This window comes from Acinetobacter sp. CIP 102637, from assembly GCF_000368425.1.
Classification (GTDB): Bacteria; Pseudomonadota; Gammaproteobacteria; order Pseudomonadales; family Moraxellaceae; genus Acinetobacter; species Acinetobacter parvus.
Map to the genome: position 1 here is coordinate 303,892 of NZ_KB849434.1, position 25,010 is coordinate 328,901.

The window sequence follows — 25,010 nt, forward strand, 5'->3', positions numbered from 1 at the left end:
ATCATGATGCCAAGACTTACATCATTTTCGTTGCAATCGCTGCAAGACGTTGATAACCCGTTGGGAATAAACGCTGGAAAGAATCCACAATACGCGCATCTGTACCGATCAGCAGACGGCGCTTGTCTTTCAATACCGCATTAAGAATTTGACGGGCCGCCTCTTCTGGTGGCGTACGCAGGAACTTGTCAAACTGCTTGATGGACTTGTTCGGGTCCATACCCAGACTCTTCAGGCTGTCATTCATTTTCGCCGCTTTGGCAATATTGGTACGGATACCCCCTGGGTGTACACACAGTGAACTTACACCACTCTTTTCAATATCAAGTTCCTGACGCAATGATTCAGTAAAACCACGTACCGCAAATTTTGTTGCATTGTATGCAGATTGTGTTGGTTGCGAAGTTAAACCAAAAATACTGGAGATATTGATGATATGACCATCTTTGGTTTGCTTAATGAATGGTAAAAATTCTTTGGTGCCGTAAACTACGCCCCAGAAGTTAATTCCAACGATCCACTCTAAATCTTCATAGCTTGCGCCTTCAACAGTTGAGCCCAAAGCCACACCCGCATTGTTGAAGATCATATTCACTGAACCATGATCCTGTACCGTTTCCTGTGCCCACTGTTTCACCGCATCACGGTTTGAAACGTCAAGCACTCTGGTTGTTACAGTCACTGGATACTGTTTCAACAACTCAACAGTTTGCGTCAGCCCCTTTTCATTGATATCACTCAATGACAAATGGCAACCCTGTTTAGCCAATAAAATTGCCAATTGCTGTCCAATCCCAGAACCTGCACCTGTGATCGCTGCGACTTTATTTTTAAAATTTTTCATTGCCTATCCTTTGTATTGCGAATGATATGCACACATTTGTCTTGATCATGTGCAGTTTAAGCTATAACCAATATAATTTTGACAATACTGGTTGTCAATATAGTACACTACAGCTTTAAGACAAATGGCAATAACCAACACCTTACATGTCATAATAGGCCTATTTACACTTTATGGCTGAACATGGTTAAAAGAGACAAGATGGATTTTCAAAATTTGGTTATGCTAGGCACAACATTGTTGAAACAGAAATAAGTATCAGCTACATGATTTAAAGACTTTTTAGGAAACGGTTTTCTCAATGGCAACTCAAGAACGATCGACACGCAAGAAAAATACGGCTGACACTAAAGAACGCCAGTTCAAGGGCCTCTCCCTGACTGAGCGCAAGGAGGCACGCCGCGAAAAACTGATTGAAGCAGGCATTGCCATGTATGGCACACAGGGATTCTTCTCCGTGACGGTCAAGGATGTCTGTAATGAAGCCAAGCTGACAGAACGCTACTTTTATGAATCATTTAAGAAAAGTGAGGAACTGTTCCAGACAGTTTTCCTGAAAATGATTGAAAAAATGCAGACTTGCCTGACTCAGGCGGTACTCATGGCCGCGCCTGAACCTAAGAATATGGTCACGGCCGGGTTGTCTGCCCTGCTCAGTGCCATCAAGGATGACCCACGCATGGCGCGAATCATTTATATTGATGCCATGTTGGTGCAGGATTTACATAATCAGACCACCATTCAGGAAACCTTGACCCAATTTGATCGTATTATTCAAGCATTCATGATGATTACCATGCCAAATGCACCCCAAAGTGGTGAAGAGGTTTCTCTCATGGCAACAGGACTGAATGGCTATGTCACACATATTATCATCCGTTGGGTTTCCGAGGGTTTCAAGCAGCCACTGGAGGACGTTTTGTCGGCTTGCTGTGCAGTATTCCTGTCTTTTATTGAAACCACAGCCAAAAAAAATTAAAGTCATTTTACAGTTTTATGACATGAGCCGTGCCAAAACTGAGGCAGATTTAAACAGATGAATTTGATAGTTTTATTGACATTTTAACTGTCATCGTTTGGTCACTACCCTGCCCTCAAATTGTCACAATTTATTGCTAAATTCGACTTTATCAGCTCTTTTGCAATGATATTGTCATAATTAATCTTTGTAATAAGCCTGTCATAACTAAAAAACCATATTTAAGGGTATTGCGCTGTGAAAGATGACTATATTTTAATTGTCGATGATGAGCTACCAATCCGCGAAATGATCCATACCTCTCTGGATATGGCGGGTTTCCAGTGCCTACAGGCGGAAGATGCCAAACAGGCACACCAGATCATCGTTGATCAGCGTCCTGCACTTATTTTGCTGGACTGGATGCTTCCTGGCGGAGTCAGTGGTGTGGATTTGTGCCGCCGCCTGAAACGCGATGAGAATCTGACAGAAATTCCCGTGATCATGCTGACTGCGCGTGGTGAGGAAGACCACAAGGTTCAAGGGCTGGATGCAGGCGCCGATGACTACATGACCAAGCCATTCTCCACTCGTGAACTGGTGTCACGCATCAAGGCGGTGTTGCGCCGTGCCAATGCACTCAGTGGCGAAAAAGTCATTGATGCTAATGGGCTGATGCTTGACCCTGTGAGCCAGCGCGTCAGTTTTGGCAACAGCATTTTGGATATGGGGCCAACCGAGTACCGCTTGCTGGCTTTCTTCATGACCCATCCTGAACGTGCGTATACACGTGCACAATTACTGGATCAGGTTTGGGGCGGTAACGTCTATATTGAGGACCGTACCATTGATGTGCATATCCGCCGTTTACGCAAAGTCTTAGAACCTTTTGGGGTGGATCGTTTTGTACAAACAGTACGTGGCACAGGCTATCGTTTCTCTACACGCGCTGATTTGGCGGCAGGTTAAAATCCTTTATGTATGAACCCTATCCCGTCCCTGAACTCGCTCGTGAACACCAGCGTTTTCGCTACAGCAGTTTATGGACGTTTGCAAAACAGGATTTAAGGCTGCTGCTGTTTTTCTTATTGATTGCAAGCTTGATTGGATTCGGGGTCGGATACTTCTGGAGCTGTGTTTTTATCGCGTTCGTGGTTTTTTTTGCCCTCCAGCTACGCTCGCTTTATCTGGTCAATGACTGGATTTCCAATCGCCCCTACGATGTGCCACCCAACCTCAATGGTATCTGGGGTGCATTGCTGTTCAATGTCTACCGTGCCCAGCGTCAGGAACGTATTGTTCAGGCGGAAATGGTCGGACTGATCGACCGCGCCCAATCATCTCTGGTGGCGTTGGCTGAGGCAGTGGTTTTGATTGATGACCAGCATCAAATTGAATGGTGGAATCCCGCTGCGGAAAAATTACTGGGGATTAGCCCATTGGACCGAGGGCGTAACTTGCTGGCGATTTTACGCCAACCCAAATTTATTGAATATTTCAAGCATAGTGATCAGGCACCCGATGGCATTCGTCTACAGGTCAAAATGGATGAAGAACATTATGTACAGGTGAAACTGACCCGTTTTGGGGGTGAAAGTCGGTTGCTGGTCGCCTATGACATTACCCGCATGCACAATCTTGAACAAATGCGTAAGGACTTTGTCGATAACATCTCACATGAACTACGAACGCCATTGACCGTGCTCAGTGGCTATATCGAAACCTTTACCGATCAGGATGACATTACCCCACGCTGGAAACGTGCCTTTACCCAAATGCAGTCACAAACCAAGCGGATGAATGCATTGGTCAACGATTTATTATTACTCTCCAATTTAGAAAATAATAAGAAAGTGGCAAAAAATCAGATTATTGATATGGCCAATTTAATGAACCAGATCTTCGATGATGCCCGTGCCTATAATCTGGATTATGGTCATACCCTGAATCTGGATATTGATAGCCACTGTGACCTCATCGGTTCAGATATGGAAATTGCCAGTGCATTCAGCAACCTGATTACCAATGCCATTAAATACACCCCTAAAGGTGGCATTATCACCATTGGCTGGCATGAAGATGGTGATCACGCCTACTTTACCGTACAAGACAATGGGATTGGCATTAACCCCAAACATCTACCCCGTTTAACTGAGCGTTTTTATCGTGTTGACAGTGCACGTAGCCGCCAGACAGGGGGAACAGGTTTGGGCCTCGCCATTGTCAAACACGTGCTGATGCAGCATGGTGCACATCTGGAAATTAGCTCGAAAGAAAACGAGGGTTCAACCTTTACTGCGGTTTTTCCGAAAGAACGCTTGTACCGTATGGTATAAAGAGCTACCCACGTTGTACCAAATGTAAAAAAGCCCGACATCCTGTCGGGCTTTTTTGTATTTCGCACTTTAGGTATAACTCCTGTCCTACCTCACGTCCTGATGCCTGAACTTATCATTTTTGTTTTATGTTCTGGAACTTCCTGTTCCTGATGAGTTAATATTAGGTGATTTTCTGGAGTATGGAAATGCGCCATTGACTGGAATCAGTGTAAGAAAAAGCGTACAGAGCTAGTTCTATGCTTAGCAAGAAATATTAAAACTGCGTAAAAATGAGCCAACATGTTTCCAAGTTAGCTTGTTGCTTTTTTAAGATGATAAAGAAATTAAATAATTGATTTTTAAATATTTAAATTTAATTTATTTCGTATAACAGCCGTTATGCTAATTCTAGATAAAGTTAAAAGTATCAATATAAGATTATCATACATCAAGAATTTCTTTCAAATTCTATATAATTTAAGTTGGCAACTTCAAAGCATATGAAATACAATGCTTTTTTTCTGAATAAGTTTTTTATGTCTGATAAGAAAAGTAAATCTGTTGATGAAAAAAACAGAGTCTCTGATGAAGAAAAGAAGCCTAATAAGTTTTGTCTATGGGTTAAAAATGTTTTTACGTGGATTATTAGTTTTTTTCTCAATTATGTATGGATCGGAATAGTTTTATTACTTATTTCTATTGTTTTAGAAATAGAAAATCCATCTACTACAAGACATTACCTTATTAATATAGCTATCTTAGTTTTTAATTATGTTGGTGTTGCAATTATCATTTCTGCAATATTTTCATTTGCATCGGGTACATCTGCATTCATTGATCAGATTAGAGGATTACTTGAAAGTATTGTTATTAAAAGAAATTTTTTAAACAATATTGACTCTGCATCAAAGAAAGATGTTCTTAAAACTTTGATTCAGCCATCAATTGCAGAGACTAATAATTATCCTAACATTGGGAATTTTTATGGCTTTTTTATTGATAAAGCCCTAGATATTAATAAAAAAAATGTACGAAGTAACTATACAGTTATGAGTCGTGCATACTTTGATAAAACAAAAAATAAAATAGCCATAGAAGGTAAATATAGCTATAGACTTTATCCATCAGTCGATGGGTATGGAGACATCACAATTGGTTTAGACGAAGCTATGCCAGATAATAAATGTACTTTTCTTAGCATAAGCAGTCCAACTGGTTATATGCAGACTTTCAAAGAAGATGATTTTAAATATGAAAAAAATATTAAAGAAGGAAAACCTACAAGAGAATGTAAAATAGTCATTAATGATTATGAGAATATGAGAGATTGTAATCATCTAGATGTTGATCTAAATGTACAAGAATACGGTGAAGATCATTGGATATTATTAACATTTAAAGCTCTTCAGCCTACCGATGGTTTTCGCTTTTATTTAAGATGTGATGATGACCTTTTTATTAAAGACTATTCCGTTTTTGTAGTAGGTGCTAAGTACGATGTGCAACATAATCTATCAAATTCAGACAAGGAAATTACTATTACATGCAACCAGTGGATTAACGAAGGTTCGGGTCTATCTTTAGTTGTTGGTGGCTCCCATTTAGCATAATACGCCTTATGCGAAATATAAAAATAAAAACCCTTTAAAAATTTAAAGGGTTTTTATGATTCCAAAATTAAACCATACGCCCCAACCGCTCACCCATCACTACAGTAGAATTGGCTTTAAACTGCTCTTCCCACACCATTTTATCTTGTTCAAATAAAACAACGGCTGTTGAACCCAAGTAGAAACGTCCAAGCTCCGCACCTTTATCCAGTTGCAGTTGATGATGCTGTAACTCAACTTTACCTGATGGCTTCACCCTACCTGTCGCAACGGTTTCAATGCCAGCCACAATCATCGCACCCACCAACACCACCGCCATACGGCCCAGCTCAGTATCAAACAGGCACACCATACGTTCATTACGGGCAAACAAGCCTGGGACATTTTCCGCAGTTGTTTGGTTTACTGAAAATAACTCGCCTGGAATATATAAGGTTTCCGTTAATGTTCCAGCAAATGGCATATGTACGCGGTGATAGTCTTTCGGTGATAAATAAACCGTTGCAAATTGCCCATTCTGGAATGGTTTGGCCAATTGCGGATCACCAATCAATTTCTCAACAGAAAAACTTTGACCTTTGGCCTGAAAAATATCGCCAGATTCGATTTTACCTAACTGCGAAATCGCACCATCCGCAGGGCTAACAATACTATCGGCACGCTCATCTACACCACGCACACCCTGTTTTAATGCACGGGTGAAAAATTCATTAAATGATTTATACTGATTCGGATTCGTTTGTTCGGCAATGCTCATATCAATGCCGTATTTTGCTTTGAACGCCTGAATAACAGCAGTTTTCACCAAAACATTTTCACTTGCGGCAACCTTGCCAATGACACGGCTCAGTTGATGTTGTGGCACAAGATTCTGTACTTTGATAAAAAGTTGTTTTTTTAAATCTGCTGAAAAACTCAAGATGGTGACTCCCCTGAAATAATAGGACTATCGAGGCGATTGCCCCATTCACTCCACGCACCATCGTAGGCCCTGACTTGCCAATTGAGCAATCTTGCCAATATATACGCCAAACCCGAACGGTGATGCGACTGACAGTAGACCACCACAGGTTGTTGTAAATTAAAGCCTAATTGCTCCAAACGTTGTTGAGTGCGTTCAAGCGGGTGTAATTTTAGATGATTTTCACGATTAAGGGCAGTACTCCATTCAAAATGCAGTGCATTTGGGATGTGACCCCCACGACGCGCAGCTAAACGTAGTCCAGTATATTCTTCATTGGTACGACAATCCCAGAGCTGAATATTCTGTTCTTGAACCTGCTGCAATAGCTCGTTGTATTCAATCCGATGCTGTTGCACACTATCCAGATCAACCTGTAGCACATCAGCGACAGGGATGACTTTTTCAACCATTGCGGTGGTGGGTAGACCAGCGCCCAACCAGCCATGAATTCCGCCATTGATCAAACTGGTACGGGTAAAACCAAGACAATCTAGATTCCAGATCAGTCGCCCTGCCCAAGCACCGCCCTCATCATCATAAACCACGACATGATGCTGCGGTGAGATATTCAGCTTTTCAATCAGGGTTTTTAATCCCTGTACATCGGGCAATAGACCATTGGCCTGTTCCTGTTGCGCCACCAGATACTTTGGCTGCAAATGAATCGCATGCGGGATATGTAGTTGCTCATAAACCGATGCTCGGCTTAAATCAATAATACGAATCAACTCGTGCCCCAAGTAGGGCACAAGCTGTTCAGGTTCAATCAGTAAATCAAGTTTAAAGTCTACATCTGTCATGGTTAGGGGTCTTGTCGCCACAGCACTACAATGATTTTAACATAGCCGACTTTTTATCTTTGTCTGATTTTTTGCATTGGTTTAGCCAAAAAGAAGTATAGACTACATCGCTTCCTCAATTTCAAACACCTGACGCAAATACGCCAGAAATGTATCATTATCGGTCATGGTTTTTCCTGGGCTGTCCGAGATCTTCGCCACCGACTGCCCATTACATTCTACCAGTTTTAACACGATATTCAGCGGTGTCTGCCCCATGTCATTGGTGAGGTTGGTGCCAATCCCAAAACTGACCTGAAAACGGTCCTTAAAATATTGATGCAATAACCATGCTTTTTCCAAATTAAGGCCATCACTAAAGGTTAGCATTTTGGTCTTGGTGTCAATCTTTAATTGACGATAATGTGCATAAGCCTTGTCACCCCATTCATAGGGATCACCACTATCATGGCGCAAACCATCAAACAGCTTGGCAAAATAAAGATCAAAATCACGCAGGAACGCATCCATCCCCACCACATCGGTCAGGGCAATCCCCAGGTCACCCCGATATTCCTGTACCCATGCCTCTAGCGCGGCTTTCTGAAAATTGCGCAACCGCACGTCCAGCGCCTGAAATGCCTGTAAAAACTCATGGGCCATGGTTCCAATCGGGCTGATACCCAACTCTTTCGCCAGCAGTACATTGCTGGTGCCACGGAATACTTGCGGTGCAGCATCATGAAACGCCTGCACCACATGCTTCTGCCAATCAAAACTATAACGGCGACGGGTGCCAAAGTCTGAAACCAAGAATGGGGGATCATTGTCCTGCTGTTGCTGGGCATAGTGTTGCAGTTGCACCAGCTTGTGCTGTAAGCGACGTTCACCTTCCGCCAGTACCTCATCGGTACGGATACGGCGGAAATACAGTTCATTGACAATGGCCAAGACAAAAATTTCAAACATCATGGCCTGCACCATCGGCCCCTCAATCCGAATATCCAGCCGCCCTGCCGCATCAATACTGGCCTGAATAAAACGTCGCTTGAGCTGGAACAACTCCAGATAGTCAACAAAGTCGCTCTTGATGAAGCGCAGTGAACGGAGATACTGCAATTCATCCTCTTTAAAGCGAAGTTCACACAGCAAATCGAGCTGATGGTTGAGATCACCCAAAATTTCCGTCAAGGGATAGGCGGTATCCTCCAGATTTCGGCAACGGAATAAATAAACACTGTGCGTTTGTGGAAACTGATGCAGCACCACTTGCAGCATGGTGAATTTATACAGGTCGGTGTCCAGTAAAGATTGAATAACGGCAGACATAGGCGATGGTTTTGACCAATTCTTTTGCAATATCAGTTGTTATACAACCAAATGGCTGGGATTGAATAGTAGACTTTTGCTGCACAGTCAATTTTCAGGTTCATTTGTCTGCTAGAATTCCCTGTCTTTTTCATCTATGTTTCAATGTTATGCGCGCATTAATTCAACGGGTACTCGAAGCCAGCGTTGTGGTTGAAGGACAAACCACAGGTGAGATTCAACATGGCTTACTGGTATTTCTGGGAGTGGGTAAAGAAGATACTCTTGAAAAGGGCCAGAAGCTGATTGACAAGATTTTAAAGTACCGCATCTTTGATGATGAGAACGGCAAGATGGGCTGGAATGTCAGTCAAGCCAATGGTGGACTTTTATTGGTTTCACAATTTACTTTGATGGCACACACCCAGAAAGGGCTGCGCCCAGACTTTGGACCTGCCATGCCGCCAGCCGAAGCGAAAGCTTTGTATGAGCAATTGGTGGAATATGCGCGTCAACAATTTACTCATGTCCAAACAGGTATTTTTGCTGCTGATATGAAAGTTCATTTAATCAATGACGGACCAGTGACCTTTAATTTGGAGATTGAATAAATTTCGGCGTAAAAAAACTCCCTATTTGGGAGTTTTTTTCAGGTCGTTTATTTGCCTGTTTTTTCTTTAATAAAGGCACGCACCTGACGAATTTTTTCTTTTACAGGTTTTGGCACTTTCGGTGGAATCAATTTTGCCGCCTGATTAAACCAGACCAGCAGGCTGAAGTCACCTTCCATTTTAATGCTGCCATCCTGCATGCCTGTCATGAATGCAGTTGGATCGCCTTTCACCAGCGTTTTCACACCCTGCTCACTTGAAGCAAACTGCAAAATAAAGTCAGCCTTTTCTGGGCTGCCCGCAACTGTATCAATCTTGCCACGGTTGACAATAATCTGACGTGCCAACCCTGCATCTGTACCAATCTGGATACGAAATTCACGGTCATGAACCAATTCAATAAACTTTGGGCTGGTACGTGCCAATTGCTTCATACGTAACGCCAAACCTGCCACCAACAAATCTAACGGATCCGTGCTTACATCAACAATAGGTAACTGAATCACAGGTAAAGAAGAAAGCTTCATGACATTTATGCCCACAGTATTATGATGAAAATTAAGACAACTGTATCCTAGCACAATTGTTGCAAAGGCGGTAAAAGCTTTGTTTCAGAAAGTTAGTGCAAAAAAGGCATGTCAAGCATGCCTTTGATATAATTGATATTATTATGGATTATCTGCTAGAGCATTGTTGTTGGTCATCCTTGTACACAGGGGTGTGTTCAATATACTGACGTTTCGCCAATTGCTTTTGTGTTTGTTTGTCTTCACGTAAAAGTATGAATGTCACCGTTACCATCGCAAGGCTTAAGGCTGTCAAATAACTATAGGCGACCGACATGTCGAACATGGTTTGCACCCCAAAGCGCACCATTTCCAGCAATCCCCAGCACAGCATACCTGCCAACATAAAACCTAGCCAACGACGATAAGGAGAAAAGAAAACAGCAATAACTGCGACAGCGATCAAGCCAAATCCAACCCACATGGTGAAATTCGCTGCTTCCATATAAACCTCCGTCTTAAAAAAATTAGTCTGTTCTGTTCAGACCGCTATTGTTGTGTAATTTCTAACGCTTACTAACTCATTGCATTTAGGTCTTTATGCATTATGGAAGTTTTTTTTAAGAAGAAAAGAGGTAAAAACCAATGCTACGACACAAGCTGTCGCAATATGTTTTTGTCATTACACATTTTAAAATCATCAAACATCAATATTGCTATATGGCATCAATTACCGCGTGTCATTACAAATAAATAGCCGATATTTTTTGTGTAGAAAAACTTTTTCTTGAATTTTTTTATCGTTGTATTTCTATACATTTAGACATGATTATGAACAAATCATGACACCATAAAAATGCACCATATCGTGACAAAACGACATGATGCACAGGAAGTGTTTTAAGCTTTTAAGCGCGATTTAAGTCTTTATCGTGCATACCCAATAAGTACAACACACCATCTAAACCAACACTTGAAATTGCCTGATTGGCATTTTGACGAACCAATGGTTTTGCGCGATACGCCACACCTAAGCCTGCAATAGACAGCATTGGCAAATCATTTGCTCCATCGCCTACCGCCATCGCTTGCTCTAGTGAAATACCCATTTTATCGGCAAGTTGACGCAGTAATTCAGCTTTTCGTGCGCCATCGACAATCGCACCTTTAACCTCACCAGTGACTAAACCATCTTGCACATCTAAAATATTGGCATGCACTTCATCAATTCCGAGCTTGGCCTGTAGGTATTCAGCAAAATACTGGAATCCACCCGACAAAATAGCGGTTTTGTAGCCTAATGCTTTCAGGGTTGAAATCAGACGCTCTGCGCCTTCGGTCACAGTTAAACGTTCTGCAATTTTTGGTAGAACCGAAGCATCCAGACCTTTTAACAAGGCAACACGGGCGCGGAAACTTTGCTGAAAATCCAGCTCCCCCTGCATGGCTCGCTCAGTAATTTCAGCTACCTGAGCACCCACACCCGCCTCCAGCGCCAACTCATCAATCACTTCCTGCTCAATCAGGGTTGAATCCATATCGAAGCAAACCAGACGACGGTTACGGCGATAGGCATTGTCTTCCTGTACCGCAACATCAATATTCAGCTCACCTGACAAACTCAAACATGCAGCTCGCATCGCTTGTGCATCCAACATTTGTCCACTTAAACCAAACTGCACACAGGCACGGCGCGGAAATGGGCTATTGGTTTCCAGATCCATTCGACCCGACAAACGTGTCACTGTTTCAATATTAAAGCCCTGACTTGACACAATTTTGGTCACTGCCTGCAAATGTGCCGCCGTGAGTTCTGGGGCAAGCGCAGTCACGATATAGCGGGTTCGTCCACCCTCACTCACCCATTGTTCATATTCTGCGTTAGAGATTGGTTTAAATCGCACAGTTAAGCCAATATCATGTGCTAAAATCAGGATCTCTTTCATTGCCAATGCGGTTGCAGTCTCATTATCCGATGCCACAACAATCCCAAGGGTGAGTTGATTATGGATAACAGCCTGACCCACATCGAGTATTTGCAAAGAATGTACGGAGAGCACCTGCATTAATCGAGTAAACTGATTCGGTTGATCTGGTCCTAAAAAGGATATAAGAATGATTTCTCGCATGAATTGACTCGTGGTTGAGCGACAACTATTGTATGTAAGAATCATAACATAACCTGACCTGAATCTATTTGACTCTTATTTATCTTGGAAGTTTAACTTGAATGCGCCACGCCAAGGGCTATTTGCTAGCCTGCTGATCGTAAGTTTTGCACTGCATACCTTTTTACTGGTGATTGCAACGACACATCAACTCAATGAAAACCGCGCCAGTCAGGGACAACTGATGACCAGTCAGCTTGTGGCAGATAGCCTTTCAGAACTGGAACCCGCCAACACGGTCTCATTGGCACTGGTGGCCAACCGTTATGCAACCAACCCAAGTGTCGCATCCATTCGTATCCTCGATGCCAATAAACAGGTGCTTGCAACCAGTGGTATGGCCAAAACCCGTCAGGGTGAAGTCTTTGTGCGTGATGCCCTACAAAATGAAAAGAAAGTAGGAACGGTCGAAATCACCTTGATCCAGCCAAGTATTGGTGAAATCTTACGCACACAATGGCTGGCGATTTTAGCATCATTGTTTATCCACTTCCTGATTTGGCTGGCTTACCGTGCCATTGCCCGTCCAACACGCAGTGAATATTTAGCCCGTATCAATCAGGAAAATCATCTTAAACATGAGATTCAGCGTTTAACTCAGGCATTGGTACTGGAAAAACAGAACACCGTGACGCTGGTCGCACAAGCCCAGCAACAGGCAAAAGCACAACCAAAATCACGGATTGAAAAGAAGCCAGCCGAACAAACCCAGCTTGACCACGCAACGCTGGCGCTGAATATCCAGTTTTATGATCCAAAGCAGTTGCTAAGCAGTGTAAACCAGTCAGTCTCGGTTCCCTACTTCAAGCTTTGCCAGTTATTTTTAGATAAAAGTATTGATCTGTGTAGTAGACATTATCAAATGGATGCCTCACATATTCATGTGGTACAGCAATTTAATGCCGAGGGTGCCACATTATCAACCACACTGGAAAAGCCACATGCGCTTGAATGCCTGATGATGGTGGGTGCAGTGTTCCAGTTGCTGGCAGAGGTGCTGTACAAGCGATACCGTGAAGATAAACGCTTTGCACTACAGACCCGTGGCGCGGTGGCAAGTGCGGTGGATGCGATGCAACTGGACGCAATTGAGGCATCTAAACGCCTTACCCAGCATTTGCATGCAAAAGAGGCTGCTTTGCACCTGAGCCATGACCAGCTTAAAACCATTCAAAACAGTTATGAACTGGTGGCAATGCCAAACCCAAGCAATATCATGACCCGTCATGCCTTTATGATTAATGGGATGAATGAGCAGTGTGCCACTTTGGCGCAAAATCTTCGCACTGAAATCCTGATGGGTAAGAAAGCAAAAGTTTCAAGTGAATCTTCTGATATTCCAGCGTCATAATCCATTATCATCTGTTTCCTGATTACCCTGATCGCTTTTCTAAGGCATCAGGCTTTTTAATTGATCAAGAAGCACAGGCGAAATTTGTTAAAATGCGGTAAACTATGCGTGGTTTATCGAATATGAGTGCCTTGAAAGGCAATAAAAAGGTGAAAGCGAATGCCGCTGAGTCGTGTTGAAGAGCTTGTCGCAGATATTCGTGCAGGCAAAATGGTCATCCTGATGGATGATGAAGATCGTGAAAATGAAGGTGATCTGGTCATCGCCGCAACGCATGTGCGCCCTGAAGATATTAACTTCATGATTACCCATGCACGTGGTTTGGTCTGCCTGACGCTCAGCCGTGACCGTTGTAAACAACTGAATCTTCCGTTGATGGTTGACCAGAACGGCGCACAGCACGCGACCAACTTCACCCTCTCAATCGAAGCAGCTGAAGGCATCAGCACAGGCATTTCCGCTGCTGAGCGCGCGCATACCATCCGTACCGCGGTTGCGGCACATGCCAAGCCAAGCGATATCGTTCAGCCAGGCCATATTTTCCCATTAATGGCACAGCCAGGTGGCGTACTGCACCGTGCAGGCCATACTGAAGCAGGTTGCGACTTAACCCGTCTGGCGGGTCTTGAGCCAGCGTCCGTGATCTGTGAAATCATTAATGATGACGGCACTATGGCGCGTCGCCCTGATTTAGAAGTATTTGCAGAGAAACATGGCTTAAAAATCGGTACGATTGCGGATCTGATCCATTACCGTATGACCAATGAACAAACGGTTGAACGCCTGTCCCAGGAAACCATTAACACTGAATATGGTGCGTTTGAACTGTATAAATACCGTGAAATCGGCAGTCCAGACATCCATCTGGCGTTAGTGAAAGGTGAACCAAAACAAGGGGTCACCACAGTTCGTGTGCATGGTTTCAACCCTGTACGTGACTTGCTAAAACTCAATAAAGCAGATGGCTCCACTGCATGGAGTCTGGACCTCGCACTGAGAACCATATCAGAGAGCGACCGTGGAGTGCTGGTATGGATTGGACAGGACCATCTGGAAGATCTCGGTCATGCAATTCATCACCTGAATCAACCAATGCCTTTGAAATCCAATGCCGCCCTCTCCCAGCAATATCAGACCATTGGTGTTGGTGCACAGATTTTACGTGATCTGGGTGTTGAGAAAATGAAACTGTTGAGTTCACCACTTCGTTTCAATGCACTATCAGGATTTAATTTAGAGGTAGTGGAATACATCACTGCCGATCAAGTCACAGCAAAATAATCGAGGTTGTTATGGCAATTCGCCGAATTGAAGGTTTACTACATCTCGCAAGCGAAGGTCGTTATGCGATCTTGGTTGGTCGTTTCAACAGCTTCGTGGTTGAACATTTACTGGAAGGTGCGATTGACACCTTAAAACGTCATGGCGTTGCAGAAGATGCGATTACCGTGATTCATGCGCCAGGTGCGTGGGAACTTCCTATCGTTGCGAAAAAGCTGGCTGCCTCAAACCAGTTTGATGCCATCATCGCTTTAGGTGCAGTGATTCGTGGTAGCACTCCACACTTTGACTTTGTTGCGGGTGAATGTGCCAAAGGTCTAGGTGTGGTTGCACTTGAAAGCACTATGCCTGTAATCAATGGTGTGTTGACAACAGACAGCATTGAGCAGGCAATTGAACGTTCTGGTACGAAAGCAGGAAACAAGGGTAGCGAAGCTGCATTGACTGCAATCGAAATGGTTAACTTATTAAAGGCAATTTAAAGCATGTCGCAAACACTTCAGGCCGCTTATGCAGCGAAACGCAAAGCACGTCGTTTTGCTGTACAAGGGATTTATGAATGGCAAATGAGTCAGAACCCTGTCCATGAAATTGAGGCACGCACCCGTGTTGAAAATGCCATGCACAAGGTTGACCTTAACTATTACCATGAATTGCTCACTCAAGTGGTTGCCCAACATGACGCTCTGGATGAGTTGCTCATCCCTGTCCTTGACCGTGAGTTAAATGCCCTCGATGGTGTGGAACTTGCCACTTTACGACTCGGTGCCTATGAATTACGGGATCACCTCGAAGTTCCATACCGTGTAGTGCTGGATGAAGCGATTGAGCTGGCAAAACACTTTGGTGGTGCGGACAGCCATAAATACATCAATGGTGTACTGGACCGTCTTTCCTCAAAGCTTCGTGAAACTGAAAAACAGCAAGCTAAATAACAGGCTTGTGTCATGGCTGAGTTTTCAATTATTGATCAATACTTTAAACGTGCATCAAAATCCGATGTCAGTTTAGGAATTGGTGATGACTCAGCGATTGTGACTCCTGCTCCCTCACAGCAACTGGTGATCTGTACCGATACACTGGTTGCTGGTCGACATTTTCCAACCGATACCTCTGCCCATGCCATCGGCTGGAAAAGTGTGGCGGTCAATTTATCTGACCTCGCTGCAATGGGTGCAAAACCGCATAGTATTTTACTGGCATTAAGCCTACCAACAGTTGATCATGGCTGGCTAGCTAGCTTTAGTCAGGGCTTGTTCGATTGCTGCGATCAATTTGGTGCTAGTCTGATTGGTGGTGATACCACACAGAGTTCCCAACTGACCATCACGGTCACGGCACTGGGCTGGATTGAACAGGGTCAGGCCATTACCCGATCAGGTGCACAAGTGGGTGACTACATTTGTGTCAGTGGTCAGATTGGCGATGCCGCATTTGGGCTACAGCATCTTGGCCATGCCCTACAGCAACGACTTGATTATCCAACGCCACGTTGTGTTTTAGGACAACAACTCAAAGGTCTGGCCTCCAGTATGATTGATGTTTCGGATGGATTGGCCCAGGACTTGGGACATATTCTGAAGGCGTCCAATGTCGGTGCAAAACTGCAACTTGATCAGCTTCCGATTGATGAATCACTCAAAAATCTGGAAAAACAGCAGGCATGGCACTACGCCCTTGCGGGTGGTGACGATTATGAGCTGTGCTTTACAATATCACCGCAAAATTTTGAAAAACTACTTCGACAACAATTAGATGTTCCGCTTACAATAATTGGTGAAATCACCCAACAAACTGGATTGTCATTTGTGTATATGGGTGAAAATCACCCATTACCTGTTCAGGGATATCAACACTTTGCATAAGCCACCGATTCACTTTAAACAAATGAGCTGGTTCAACCGCTGCATCGTTTTTTGCGGTGTCGGTTTCGGTTCTGGCTTAGCGCCCAAAGCCCCTGGAACATTTGGTTCAGCCTTTGCCCTGCTGTTTGTACCATTGTGGCTACAATTGGGTTTCTATGGCAGCTTGATTGCCATCCTGATCATGTCGATTGTCGGCATTTATATCTGCGGACAAACCGCCAAAGTCCTCAATGTGCATGATGACGGACGTATTGTCTGGGATGAGTTCGCAGGACAGTCCATTACTTTCCTGCCTTTGCTTTATTTACAGCAAATGAATGGGTTGTGGGTCATTGCTGGATTTGTATTATTCCGTATATTTGATGTCTGGAAACCATTTCCGATTAGTTGGGCAGACCAAAAAGTTACTGGTGGTCTAGGGATTATGCTTGATGACATCATTGCAGGTCTTTGGGCTGCGCTTTGTATTTTTATGATTCATTTTTATTTTTTGACTTAAACCATTGATATTAGGGTTAGTTATGTCAACAACTGTTATTATTCTTGCCGCAGGGAAAGGAACGCGAATGCGTTCACAAATACCAAAAGTACTACAACCCCTTGCAGGTCGACCACTTTTAGGACATGTGATTCAAACCGCAAAAAAATTGCATGCTGAAAACATTATTACCATTTATGGACATGGCGGTGAGCTGGTTAAGCAAAGTTTTGCCAATGAACAGGTTGAGTGGGTTGAACAAGCCGAACAATTGGGCACAGGTCATGCAGTGCAAATGACATTACCTGTTTTACCTCAAGACGGTATTTCGCTGATTTTATCGGGTGATGTACCTTGTATTCATGCAAATACCCTACAAAAACTATTAGATGCCTCTACTCAGACAGGCATTGGCTTAGTTACGCTTACCGTAGAAGATGCAACAGGTTATGGTCGCATTGTCCGCCAAGACGGTAAAATTCAGGCCATTGTTGAACATAAAGATGCCAATCAAGAACAGCGCCAGATTCAGGAAATCAATACAGGCATTTATTGCGTTAGCAATGCCAAGCTGCATCAATGGCTACCAAAACTTTCCAATGAAAATGCGCAAGGTGAATATTACCTGACCGATATTGTTGCGATGGCGATTGCGGATGGTCTGGAAGTTGCCTCAGTTGAACCAGATTTTGCGTTTGAAGTTGATGGTGTGAATGACCGCATACAACTTGCAACTTTGGAACGTCAATTTCAGCAACAACAAGCAAAAGAATTGATGCAACAAGGCGTACATTTAATTGATCCAAATCGTTTTGACCTGCGTGGAACTGTGAAATGTGGTCAAGATGTACAAATTGATGTCAATGTCATTATTGAAGGTGATTGCGAATTAGGTGACAACGTTCAACTTGGCGCAGGCTGTATTTTAAAAAATACCCGTATTGCCGCAGGTACCAAAGTTCAGGCCTATAGCATTTTTGAAAATGCGGTTGTGGGTGAAAATACCCAGATTGGGCCTTTTGCCCGTTTACGTCCTGGCACAAATCTGGCCAATGATGTGCATATTGGCAACTTCGTCGAAGTTAAAAATTCAAATATTGGACTCGGTTCTAAAGCCAATCACTTTACTTATCTGGGTGATGCTGACATCGGTGCGGATTGTAATATTGGTGCAGGGACAATCACTTGTAATTATGATGGCGCAAATAAACATCGTACTGTTATTGAAGACAATGTATTTATTGGTACCAATAACTCATTGGTTGCACCAATTAAAATTGCTCAAGGTGCAACCACAGGTGCAGGCTCAACCTTAACTCGAAATGTGGCTGAGCATAGTTTAGCTGTCGAACGATCTAAACAGTTTGAGAAAGCAAATTATCAACGTCCCCAAAAGCTGAAAAAATAAGAGGATAAAATTATGTGTGGTATTGTTGGTGGCGTTGCTGAACGATGTGTAACTGATATTCTGATTGAAGGATTAAAACGTCTTGAATATCGCGGTTATGACTCTGCGGGTTTAGCGTTATTGAATAATCAACAAATCTTACGCGAACGTCGTGTAGGTAAAGTTGCAAATTTAGCTGAAGCAGTATCTGAGCAGCATTTGACTGGTCATGTAGGTATTGCACATACCCGTTGGGCAACCCATGGTAAACCGACTGAAGATAATGCTCATCCACATGTTTCAGGTGATGTGGCTGTTGTACACAATGGTATTATTGAAAATTATCAGGAACTCAAAGAAGAATTACAGGCTTTGGGCTATATCTTTACGTCCCAGACCGATACCGAAGTGGTTGCACATTTAGTGCATGATGCACTTAAGCAAACCGATAGTTTACTTGAAGCCGTACAGAATATTGTTCCTCGCCTTAAAGGTGCCTATGCACTGGGGGTTATTCATACGGGTCATACCGATGAGTTGATCACTGTACGGGAGGGTTCCCCTCTGGTGATCGGAGTCGGGATTGGTGAAAACTTTATTAGTTCTGATCAATTGGCTTTATTGCCTGTAACCAATCGTTTTGTTTATCTGGAAGAAGGCGACATTGCCCGTTTAACCCGTACCAGTATTGAAGTGTTTGTCAATGGTGAACTGGTCGAACGTCCTGTCAAAGAACTGGATGCCACGATTAGCAATGCGTCTAAAGGTGAATATAAGCATTATATGCTCAAGGAAATCTATGAGCAGCCAGAAGCAATTCAACAAACGATTTCCCAGGCATTGAATGGTAATACGTTACGTGACGATTTCCTTAATCATGCCAATGCGGATTTTGACAAAATCCAGCAAGTCCAGATTATTGCCTGTGGCACCAGTTATCATGCGGGCATGATTGCCAAGTACTGGTTTGAACAGTTGATCGGTGTACCTTGCCAGGTCGAGATCGCCAGTGAATTCCGTTACCGCACGCCAGTGATTGTGGCCAATACACTGTATATCTGTATTTCCCAGTCTGGTGAAACAGCAGATACACTGGCAGCGTTACGTGAAACACAAAAACGCGCCAAGGTACAAAACCTTGACATCACCACCATGACAATCTGTAACGTTGCCACCTCATCGATGGTGCGCGAAACCAATCATCATTTATTGACACTGGCTGGTCCTGAAATCGGGGTTGCTTCAACAAAAGCATTTACCACACAGCTTGCCGCATTAATGTTGCTCATTCTCAAAATTGGTCAAGTCAAACAGCAGCTTGCGACAGATCAGTTGAATGAGATTGTGGAAGCATTATGGCATTGTCCAAAAGTGATTCTGGATACTTTGCAGCATAATACTGAGATTTTGCGTCTCTCGACCCTCTTTGTTGAGAAAAACCATTGCCTTTTCCTGGGACGTGGCACACATTTCCCAATCGCGCTGGAAGGTGCATTGAAATTGAAAGAAATTTCATATATTCATGCCGAAGGTTATGCAGCAGGCGAACTGAAACATGGCCCATTGGCTCTAGTCGATAATGAAATGCCTGTGGTGATCCTAGCTCCTCAGGATGAGATGTTGGATAAACTCAAGTCGAACATGGAAGAAGTTCAGGCTCGTGGCGGTGAGCTGTTTGTATTTGCTGACCAAGACAGTGGTATTCACGGTAAAGACCGTCAGCATGTGGTTCACATTCCATCTGTCAATGAATGGCTGGCGCCAATTGTTTACAGTATCCCTGTACAGCTTCTGTCATATCATGTCGCTGTATTACGCGGAACTGATGTCGATCAGCCACGTAATTTAGCGAAGAGTGTGACTGTAGAATAAAATGATAAAGTAGAAGGAAGGTTCGTGTATGAGAGTAATAAAGTTTCATACTAAGTAATAAAGTCTCATACTGAGTAATAAAGTGTAATACTGAATTGCTCAAAAAATCCACACAAGCTATGCTCTAAACAACATGATGTGTGGATTTTTTTATGGCCAACTTTAAGAACACACAAAATCATGAACTCAAAATTCAAAAATGGATTAAAGAAGGACGAGGACAGGGTTTTGGAAATAGCTATAAACCTTGGCTCACAATTCGAGATGTGAGTTCAGAAGGTCGATCTCACCGAGTTTTTGGTCATAAAAGCCAAAGAACTTATCACCTTCTCTCTGATCTAGAACTTTCTACTTTTCTATTACTAGAATGGCATTCAACGACTATCGATATTCGAGAACAATATCCCTTAGACCTCGAACAAACTCTAGAAATTGCGAAGACAATTGGAATCCCTCACCCTAGATTTGGGAAACATTATCAAATCATGACAAGTGATTTTTTAGTGGATACACATAATTCAATAACACCTAAATTTGTAGTCCAAGTTAAGTATTCAAATGCTCTCAATGATCCACGCACAATAGAAAAAATAGAAATTGAGCGACAATATTGGAAACAGCAAAACATACCTTTTTATATTTTTACCGAGCACCAAGTTCCTAAAACTGTCAGCCAGAACATTCAATGGTTATACAGTTCAATAAATACTCTGGAACTAAGTGAACAAAATACGTTAGATAAACTTAACTTTTATGCAGATATTTTCATTAAAAATAAATCTAAAAAGATTAATGAATTAGCGAGAACCATTGATCAAAAGTATCATTTTGAGTTAGGACAATCGTTAAGAGAAATTAGAGACTTGCTTGCTCAAAGGTATTTCATATTTGATCTTAATATTTCTTTTAAGGATTTAAATACAGACCATATTCAATTGGGCGAGCTTAATATTTGGAATGAGGTACTTCATGCTGAAAATCAATGAAGTATTAAATTTTGAAAGCTCTTTATTTAGGATTTTAACTATCCTACCTGACTCTGTGATTTGGATTAGTCTTGACTTGGAAAATGCTTTTCCAATTGAAGTTAGTAGAACAGAAATCTTAAAAGGTTTGGAAGATGGCAGTATTGAAAGAGCAATAGACCCACATGAGTCACTTGCTTTCATTCAGCCTGAGAAGGAATCAGCACAAGAAATAAAACGTGACCAAAATTATGCCCTTATTTATCCTCTGATCTCTCATGAATTATTTTATATTCCAGTACAAAGAGGAAAAATAATTAGTGAAATCATGAATCAACATGAAGTCACCAAACAAACTATTTATCGCTTAGCTCGCAGATATTGGCAAAGAGGACAAACTCCTAATGCATTGCTTCCTGATTACAGAAATAGTGGAGCTAAGGGTCAAAAAAGAACAGCTAAAGACAAAAAATTAGGTCGACCTCGTATCTATAATAGTGAACAAGGCATTAATGTTAATGAAAACATTGAAAAACTTTTCTATCGAACCATTAAATTATTCTTTTTAAAAGACAATAAACATTCACTCCCATTTGTATATCGAAAATTTCAAACCACATATAAAAATCTCTATCCTGATACAGCCGAATCAGATATCCCAACAATATGGCAGTTTAAGTATTACTACGAAAAAGAATTCAAAAAAATTGAAAGCATAAAAGCTCGTATTAGTACATCCAACTACCGCAAAGACTATCGTCCTTTGCAATCAACATCTAACGCTCAAGCCTTAGGCCCTGGTGCACGTTATGAAATTGATGCCACGATCGCTGATATTTATCTTGTTTCAAATTCAAATCCAGAAAGTATCGTTGGTAGACCCACCATTTACTTTGTGATTGACGTCTTCAGTAGATTAGTCGCAGGCTTTTATATAGGTTTTGAATCACCTTCATATTTAGCTGCAATACAAGCATTGAATATAGCGATGACCGATAAGGTTCAGTATTGTGCTGAGTATGGGATCTTAATTCAGCCAGAGGATTGGCCAGCTGTTGGTTTACCTGATGCTTTACTCGCGGATCGAGGAGAACTACTCGGCTATCAAATTGAAGCTTTAGAAAAAACTTTCGCTGTAAGACTCGAAAATGCGCCAGCAAGACGTGGTGATGCTAAAGGCATCGTGGAACAAGCTTTCAATACATATCAGGCTTATTTTAAAAAAGAAGGTAAGGGAAAAGGTGTTGTTGAAGGCACCACTGTAAAAAAGACTGGTGGTAATGATTACCGTCAAGATGCCACATTAAATATTCACCAATTTACTGAAATCATTCTTGCCTGCATCATCTCGCATAATCAATTTCATGTGCTAAAGACGTATGATCGTGAGCCAGACATGCCTAATGACTTACCAACCATTCCCTTACATTTATGGAATTGGGGTATTCAAAACAGAACTGGAAAATTGAGGAGTGTTCCAGAGGAAGCACTAAGAATTGCATTATTGCCACGTACTAAAATCACAATATCAGACTTAGGCATCAAAGCATTTGGTCTTTACTACCTAGCCAAAGAAGTACTCGATCTTGGTTGGTTACACCGTAAGACACAAAGTTCTCGTCCTCAAAATTTTGAAGCTGCCTATGATCCCTACTCAATGAATAAAATTTATATTTTTCCAAAAGATAGTAGTCTTGAATACTGGATAGGGTCTCTCTCCGATCGATCGAGAGAATTTATGGATTGTACTTTGTGGGAAGTTAAAGAAAGGCAAAAAGCCCAAAAAGAGCACCTTGTACAGCACGAACTAGAGGCTTCAAAAAAACGAAGAGAGCTTGAAGTATTTATCAGTGAGAAACTTAATACTAAGCATCTGAAGAGCCCAATTAAACCATCTCAACGAATCGCTGAAATCACTAAAAATAAAGCAAAAGAAAAAAATATTGAACGCAAAGCTAAGGTAAAACAGCAAGAAATAGTGGATACAAATATTATTCCAATGCCTAAACTGAAAACCTCAATTAAGCCTCAAGATGCTGAAGCGGTTCATTATCCAGACTTAACAGACGAATTATTTGGTGAGGATGACTAAATGACTTTGCCATTAAATTTTATTCAAGCACGTTACACGCCTAGTTTTGGTGAATATAAAGACAATCCATTTATTGAAGCTCTACCACCAATCATGCAAGAAATTGCAGATATCAAAGCTAATCTGATTGGTAAGGTGGACTTTAACCCTGAGGATATTCTGAGATCTAAGAACGAAAGAATTCATCTTTCATCTCAACTTCTTCATCAATTTTTTCAACCGATTACTCGGCATATTTCATTAGAACAAAAAATTGCAATATTAATTCGTCAAGGCTATGTCGGGCGCAATATTGCTGATGGGAAATTGCACCAACATTTGCAAAACGGTTATGAGCGTATTATCTCGGGAGATATTAATGCCTTTCGTTTTGATGCGCCAAAATCTACAGCTTTAAGCTATTCACTGATCGGTTGTTCAGGAAGTGGCAAAAGTACAACTCTACAGCGAATTCTGAACCTGTATCCTCAAGTGATTTATCATGAAAAATATAACTTCACTCAACTCGTTTATCTCAAAATAGACTGCCCTCATGATGGCTCATTAAAAAATCTATGTTTGCATTTCTTTAAGGCAATTGATGTTGCATTAGGAACAGATTTTGAAAGAAAAGTTGCCTTAAAAAGATTAGGAATCGAAGCTCTACTAAACTATATGCGTCAAATTACCAATACCTATGCTATTGGTGTACTCGTCATTGATGAAATCCAACACCTGAGTGTTAAAAATTCAGGTGGTGCTGAAAAAATGCTGAACTTCTTTGTCACCTTAATCAATGTTGTAGGTTTGCCAGTGGTTATGGTCGGCACACCCAAAGCCAAATTTATATTTGATGGAGATCTGCGTTCAGCGCGCCGTGGGGCTGGTTTCGGAGCTGTTATATGGGAACCTATGAAGAACAATCCCCCATTATCAAATACCGCAACTAGAACAGAATGGATGGCTTTCACCAATGCCCTATGGAAATACCAATGGCTAACCAATAAAGCACAACTCAGTGAAGAAATTCGAGACTGTTGGTATGAACTGTCTCAGGGCGTACTGGATATAGTCGTTAAACTTTTTGTTTTGGCTCAATGCCGAGCGATCATGACAGGACTAGAAAGAATAACGCCGAGTTTGCTTAGACAAGTCTATGAGGATGAACTTAAATTTGTCCATCCAATGATAGAAGCGCTTAAGTCTGGGGATCCTAATCGCATTGCACTTTATTCTGACTTAACTATTCCATATGTGGACAAAACATTACTTCTACTTCAGAAAAAAATAGAAGAAGAACAAGAAAACGTTGAACAATATAATGGAAATGTACATGCACAAAGATTGCATAATCTACTGATTGCCACTGGATATCCAGAATCTAAAGTAATTTCTGTAATCAAAAAAGCCTTTGTCGATTTCCCTCATCTCAATATGCAAGAGCTCATGCCTATCGTTTCGAATTGGCTCACTGAAGTTGAGGCGAATAAAGAAACAAAACCAGAAAAAATGAATCTCAGAAAAATAAAACAAAGTGAATGGATAAGCTTACCGTCAGATGATTTAAGGTTTAAGTTTTCTCAAAAGCAAAAATCCCAAAATTTTTATGACGTTCTTCAATCGAGCGATTTAATTTTTGATACTCAAACTTGGGTGCAATCAATGTAATAGTGA

At 42.0% G+C, this 25,010-nt stretch carries 23 protein-coding genes; 16 read left to right on the forward strand and 7 right to left on the reverse strand.

Annotated elements, in window-relative coordinates; genetic code table 11:
* Positions 1–16: 16 nt before the first annotated feature.
* The gene (locus F967_RS01860; RefSeq protein ID WP_004797811.1) at positions 17–844 is read right to left on the reverse strand and encodes an SDR family NAD(P)-dependent oxidoreductase; all 828 of its coding nucleotides are present in this window, start codon (positions 842–844) and stop codon (positions 17–19) included.
* Between the two features lie 301 nt (positions 845–1,145).
* Here F967_RS01860 and F967_RS01865 point away from each other — a divergent pair, with 301 nt between their 5' ends.
* The 4 genes from F967_RS01865 to F967_RS01880 all read left to right on the forward strand — a co-directional run bounded on the left by F967_RS01865 (position 1,146) and on the right by F967_RS01880 (position 5,730).
* A complete protein-coding gene (locus F967_RS01865; protein ID WP_004797813.1) occupies positions 1,146–1,823 on the forward strand; it encodes a TetR/AcrR family transcriptional regulator in 678 nt (225 codons plus the stop codon).
* 237 nt (positions 1,824–2,060) lie between these two features.
* A complete protein-coding gene (phoB, locus tag F967_RS01870) occupies positions 2,061–2,771 on the forward strand; it encodes a phosphate regulon transcriptional regulator PhoB (protein WP_004797814.1) in 711 nt (236 codons plus the stop codon).
* A gap of 8 nt (positions 2,772–2,779) precedes the next feature.
* Positions 2,780–4,138, forward strand: a complete 1,359-nt coding sequence (gene phoR / locus F967_RS01875) for a phosphate regulon sensor histidine kinase PhoR (protein WP_004797815.1) — start codon at positions 2,780–2,782, stop codon at positions 4,136–4,138.
* Between the two features lie 518 nt (positions 4,139–4,656).
* A complete protein-coding gene (locus F967_RS01880; RefSeq protein WP_155756389.1) occupies positions 4,657–5,730 on the forward strand; it encodes a hypothetical protein in 1,074 nt (357 codons plus the stop codon).
* A 67-nt stretch (positions 5,731–5,797) separates the two neighbouring features.
* Here F967_RS01880 and asd read toward each other — a convergent pair whose 3' ends face one another.
* The 3 genes from asd to pncB form a co-directional block, all read right to left on the reverse strand.
* Complete coding sequence (gene asd, locus F967_RS01885) at positions 5,798–6,649, reverse strand: archaetidylserine decarboxylase (protein WP_004797819.1); 852 nt, start codon at positions 6,647–6,649, stop codon at positions 5,798–5,800.
* The gene (locus tag F967_RS01890; RefSeq protein WP_004797820.1) at positions 6,646–7,494 is read right to left on the reverse strand and encodes a sulfurtransferase; all 849 of its coding nucleotides are present in this window, start codon (positions 7,492–7,494) and stop codon (positions 6,646–6,648) included. The genes asd and F967_RS01890 overlap by 4 nt, the downstream gene beginning before the upstream one ends.
* A 102-nt stretch (positions 7,495–7,596) precedes the next feature.
* The gene (pncB, locus tag F967_RS01895; RefSeq protein ID WP_004679112.1) at positions 7,597–8,802 is read right to left on the reverse strand and encodes a nicotinate phosphoribosyltransferase; all 1,206 of its coding nucleotides are present in this window, start codon (positions 8,800–8,802) and stop codon (positions 7,597–7,599) included.
* A gap of 149 nt (positions 8,803–8,951) precedes the next feature.
* On the opposite strand from pncB, the gene dtd reads away from it, so the two are divergent.
* On the forward strand, positions 8,952–9,392 hold the full coding sequence (gene dtd / locus F967_RS01900; protein ID WP_004797821.1) for a D-aminoacyl-tRNA deacylase: 441 nt from the start codon (positions 8,952–8,954) through the stop codon (positions 9,390–9,392).
* Between the two features lie 47 nt (positions 9,393–9,439).
* On the opposite strand, the gene F967_RS01905 is transcribed toward dtd, so the two are convergent.
* The 3 genes from F967_RS01905 to serB all read right to left on the reverse strand — a co-directional run bounded on the left by F967_RS01905 (position 9,440) and on the right by serB (position 12,027).
* On the reverse strand, positions 9,440–9,919 hold the full coding sequence (locus F967_RS01905; RefSeq protein ID WP_004797822.1) for a hypothetical protein: 480 nt from the start codon (positions 9,917–9,919) through the stop codon (positions 9,440–9,442).
* A gap of 148 nt (positions 9,920–10,067) precedes the next feature.
* Positions 10,068–10,403 (reverse strand): ciprofloxacin tolerance protein AciT, encoded by a 336-nt coding sequence (aciT, locus tag F967_RS01910; RefSeq protein ID WP_004760368.1) that lies wholly within the window; start codon positions 10,401–10,403, stop codon positions 10,068–10,070.
* A 403-nt stretch (positions 10,404–10,806) separates the two neighbouring features.
* Positions 10,807–12,027 carry a phosphoserine phosphatase SerB gene (gene serB / locus F967_RS01915; RefSeq protein ID WP_004760366.1) on the reverse strand — a complete coding sequence of 407 codons (1,221 nt, stop codon included), beginning with the start codon at positions 12,025–12,027 and terminating at the stop codon, positions 10,807–10,809.
* 97 nt (positions 12,028–12,124) lie between these two features.
* Between serB and F967_RS01920 the strand changes: the two genes are divergently transcribed.
* The 11 genes from F967_RS01920 to F967_RS01970 all read left to right on the forward strand — a co-directional run bounded on the left by F967_RS01920 (position 12,125) and on the right by F967_RS01970 (position 25,004).
* Positions 12,125–13,417 (forward strand): hypothetical protein, encoded by a 1,293-nt coding sequence (locus tag F967_RS01920; protein ID WP_004760364.1) that lies wholly within the window; start codon positions 12,125–12,127, stop codon positions 13,415–13,417.
* Between the two features lie 159 nt (positions 13,418–13,576).
* Complete coding sequence (gene ribBA / locus F967_RS01925) at positions 13,577–14,698, forward strand: bifunctional 3,4-dihydroxy-2-butanone-4-phosphate synthase/GTP cyclohydrolase II (RefSeq protein WP_004797823.1); 1,122 nt, start codon at positions 13,577–13,579, stop codon at positions 14,696–14,698.
* 11 nt (positions 14,699–14,709) lie between these two features.
* Positions 14,710–15,180, forward strand: a complete 471-nt coding sequence (gene ribE / locus F967_RS01930; RefSeq protein WP_004797824.1) for a 6,7-dimethyl-8-ribityllumazine synthase — start codon at positions 14,710–14,712, stop codon at positions 15,178–15,180.
* 3 nt (positions 15,181–15,183) lie between these two features.
* A complete protein-coding gene (gene nusB, locus F967_RS01935; RefSeq protein ID WP_004797825.1) occupies positions 15,184–15,633 on the forward strand; it encodes a transcription antitermination factor NusB in 450 nt (149 codons plus the stop codon).
* Positions 15,634–15,645: 12 nt separating this feature from the next.
* Positions 15,646–16,563 (forward strand): thiamine-phosphate kinase, encoded by a 918-nt coding sequence (gene thiL / locus F967_RS01940; RefSeq protein WP_004797826.1) that lies wholly within the window; start codon positions 15,646–15,648, stop codon positions 16,561–16,563.
* Positions 16,564–16,585: 22 nt separating this feature from the next.
* Positions 16,586–17,062, forward strand: a complete 477-nt coding sequence (locus F967_RS01945; protein WP_051060426.1) for a phosphatidylglycerophosphatase A family protein — start codon at positions 16,586–16,588, stop codon at positions 17,060–17,062.
* 22 nt (positions 17,063–17,084) lie between these two features.
* Entirely contained in the window at positions 17,085–18,449 is a 1,365-nt protein-coding gene (glmU, locus tag F967_RS01950) for a bifunctional UDP-N-acetylglucosamine diphosphorylase/glucosamine-1-phosphate N-acetyltransferase GlmU (protein ID WP_004797829.1), read from the forward strand.
* Between the two features lie 12 nt (positions 18,450–18,461).
* Entirely contained in the window at positions 18,462–20,300 is a 1,839-nt protein-coding gene (gene glmS, locus F967_RS01955) for a glutamine--fructose-6-phosphate transaminase (isomerizing) (protein WP_004769990.1), read from the forward strand.
* Between the two features lie 152 nt (positions 20,301–20,452).
* Positions 20,453–21,286 (forward strand): heteromeric transposase endonuclease subunit TnsA, encoded by an 834-nt coding sequence (locus F967_RS01960; RefSeq protein WP_004797830.1) that lies wholly within the window; start codon positions 20,453–20,455, stop codon positions 21,284–21,286.
* Positions 21,270–23,357 (forward strand): DDE-type integrase/transposase/recombinase, encoded by a 2,088-nt coding sequence (locus F967_RS01965; protein ID WP_004797831.1) that lies wholly within the window; start codon positions 21,270–21,272, stop codon positions 23,355–23,357. Before F967_RS01960 ends, F967_RS01965 begins: the two co-directional genes overlap by 17 nt.
* Positions 23,358–25,004, forward strand: a complete 1,647-nt coding sequence (locus tag F967_RS01970) for an AAA family ATPase (RefSeq protein ID WP_004797832.1) — start codon at positions 23,358–23,360, stop codon at positions 25,002–25,004. It abuts the gene before it with no gap.
* The last annotated feature ends 6 nt before the right edge of the window (positions 25,005–25,010 follow it).

Excerpts from the sequence above, each read along its gene's own strand:
- F967_RS01860 (WP_004797811.1), bottom strand. The coding sequence starts at position 844 with ATGAAAAATTTTAAAAATAAAGTCGCAGCGATCACAGGTGCAGGTTCT.
- F967_RS01865 (WP_004797813.1), top strand. The coding sequence starts at position 1,146 with ATGGCAACTCAAGAACGATCGACACGCAAGAAAAATACGGCTGACACT.
- phoR (WP_004797815.1), top strand. The coding sequence starts at position 2,780 with ATGTATGAACCCTATCCCGTCCCTGAACTCGCTCGTGAACACCAGCGT.
- F967_RS01880 (WP_155756389.1), top strand. The coding sequence starts at position 4,657 with ATGTCTGATAAGAAAAGTAAATCTGTTGATGAAAAAAACAGAGTCTCT.
- F967_RS01890 (WP_004797820.1), bottom strand. The coding sequence starts at position 7,494 with ATGACAGATGTAGACTTTAAACTTGATTTACTGATTGAACCTGAACAG.
- pncB (WP_004679112.1), bottom strand. The coding sequence starts at position 8,802 with ATGTCTGCCGTTATTCAATCTTTACTGGACACCGACCTGTATAAATTC.
- dtd (WP_004797821.1), top strand. The coding sequence starts at position 8,952 with ATGCGCGCATTAATTCAACGGGTACTCGAAGCCAGCGTTGTGGTTGAA.
- F967_RS01905 (WP_004797822.1), bottom strand. The coding sequence starts at position 9,919 with ATGAAGCTTTCTTCTTTACCTGTGATTCAGTTACCTATTGTTGATGTA.
- aciT (WP_004760368.1), bottom strand. The coding sequence starts at position 10,403 with ATGGAAGCAGCGAATTTCACCATGTGGGTTGGATTTGGCTTGATCGCT.
- serB (WP_004760366.1), bottom strand. The coding sequence starts at position 12,027 with ATGCGAGAAATCATTCTTATATCCTTTTTAGGACCAGATCAACCGAAT.
- ribBA (WP_004797823.1), top strand. The coding sequence starts at position 13,577 with ATGCCGCTGAGTCGTGTTGAAGAGCTTGTCGCAGATATTCGTGCAGGC.
- ribE (WP_004797824.1), top strand. The coding sequence starts at position 14,710 with ATGGCAATTCGCCGAATTGAAGGTTTACTACATCTCGCAAGCGAAGGT.
- nusB (WP_004797825.1), top strand. The coding sequence starts at position 15,184 with ATGTCGCAAACACTTCAGGCCGCTTATGCAGCGAAACGCAAAGCACGT.
- thiL (WP_004797826.1), top strand. The coding sequence starts at position 15,646 with ATGGCTGAGTTTTCAATTATTGATCAATACTTTAAACGTGCATCAAAA.
- F967_RS01945 (WP_051060426.1), top strand. The coding sequence starts at position 16,586 with ATGAGCTGGTTCAACCGCTGCATCGTTTTTTGCGGTGTCGGTTTCGGT.
- glmU (WP_004797829.1), top strand. The coding sequence starts at position 17,085 with ATGTCAACAACTGTTATTATTCTTGCCGCAGGGAAAGGAACGCGAATG.
- glmS (WP_004769990.1), top strand. The coding sequence starts at position 18,462 with ATGTGTGGTATTGTTGGTGGCGTTGCTGAACGATGTGTAACTGATATT.
- F967_RS01960 (WP_004797830.1), top strand. The coding sequence starts at position 20,453 with ATGGCCAACTTTAAGAACACACAAAATCATGAACTCAAAATTCAAAAA.
- F967_RS01965 (WP_004797831.1), top strand. The coding sequence starts at position 21,270 with ATGCTGAAAATCAATGAAGTATTAAATTTTGAAAGCTCTTTATTTAGG.
- F967_RS01970 (WP_004797832.1), top strand. The coding sequence starts at position 23,358 with ATGACTTTGCCATTAAATTTTATTCAAGCACGTTACACGCCTAGTTTT.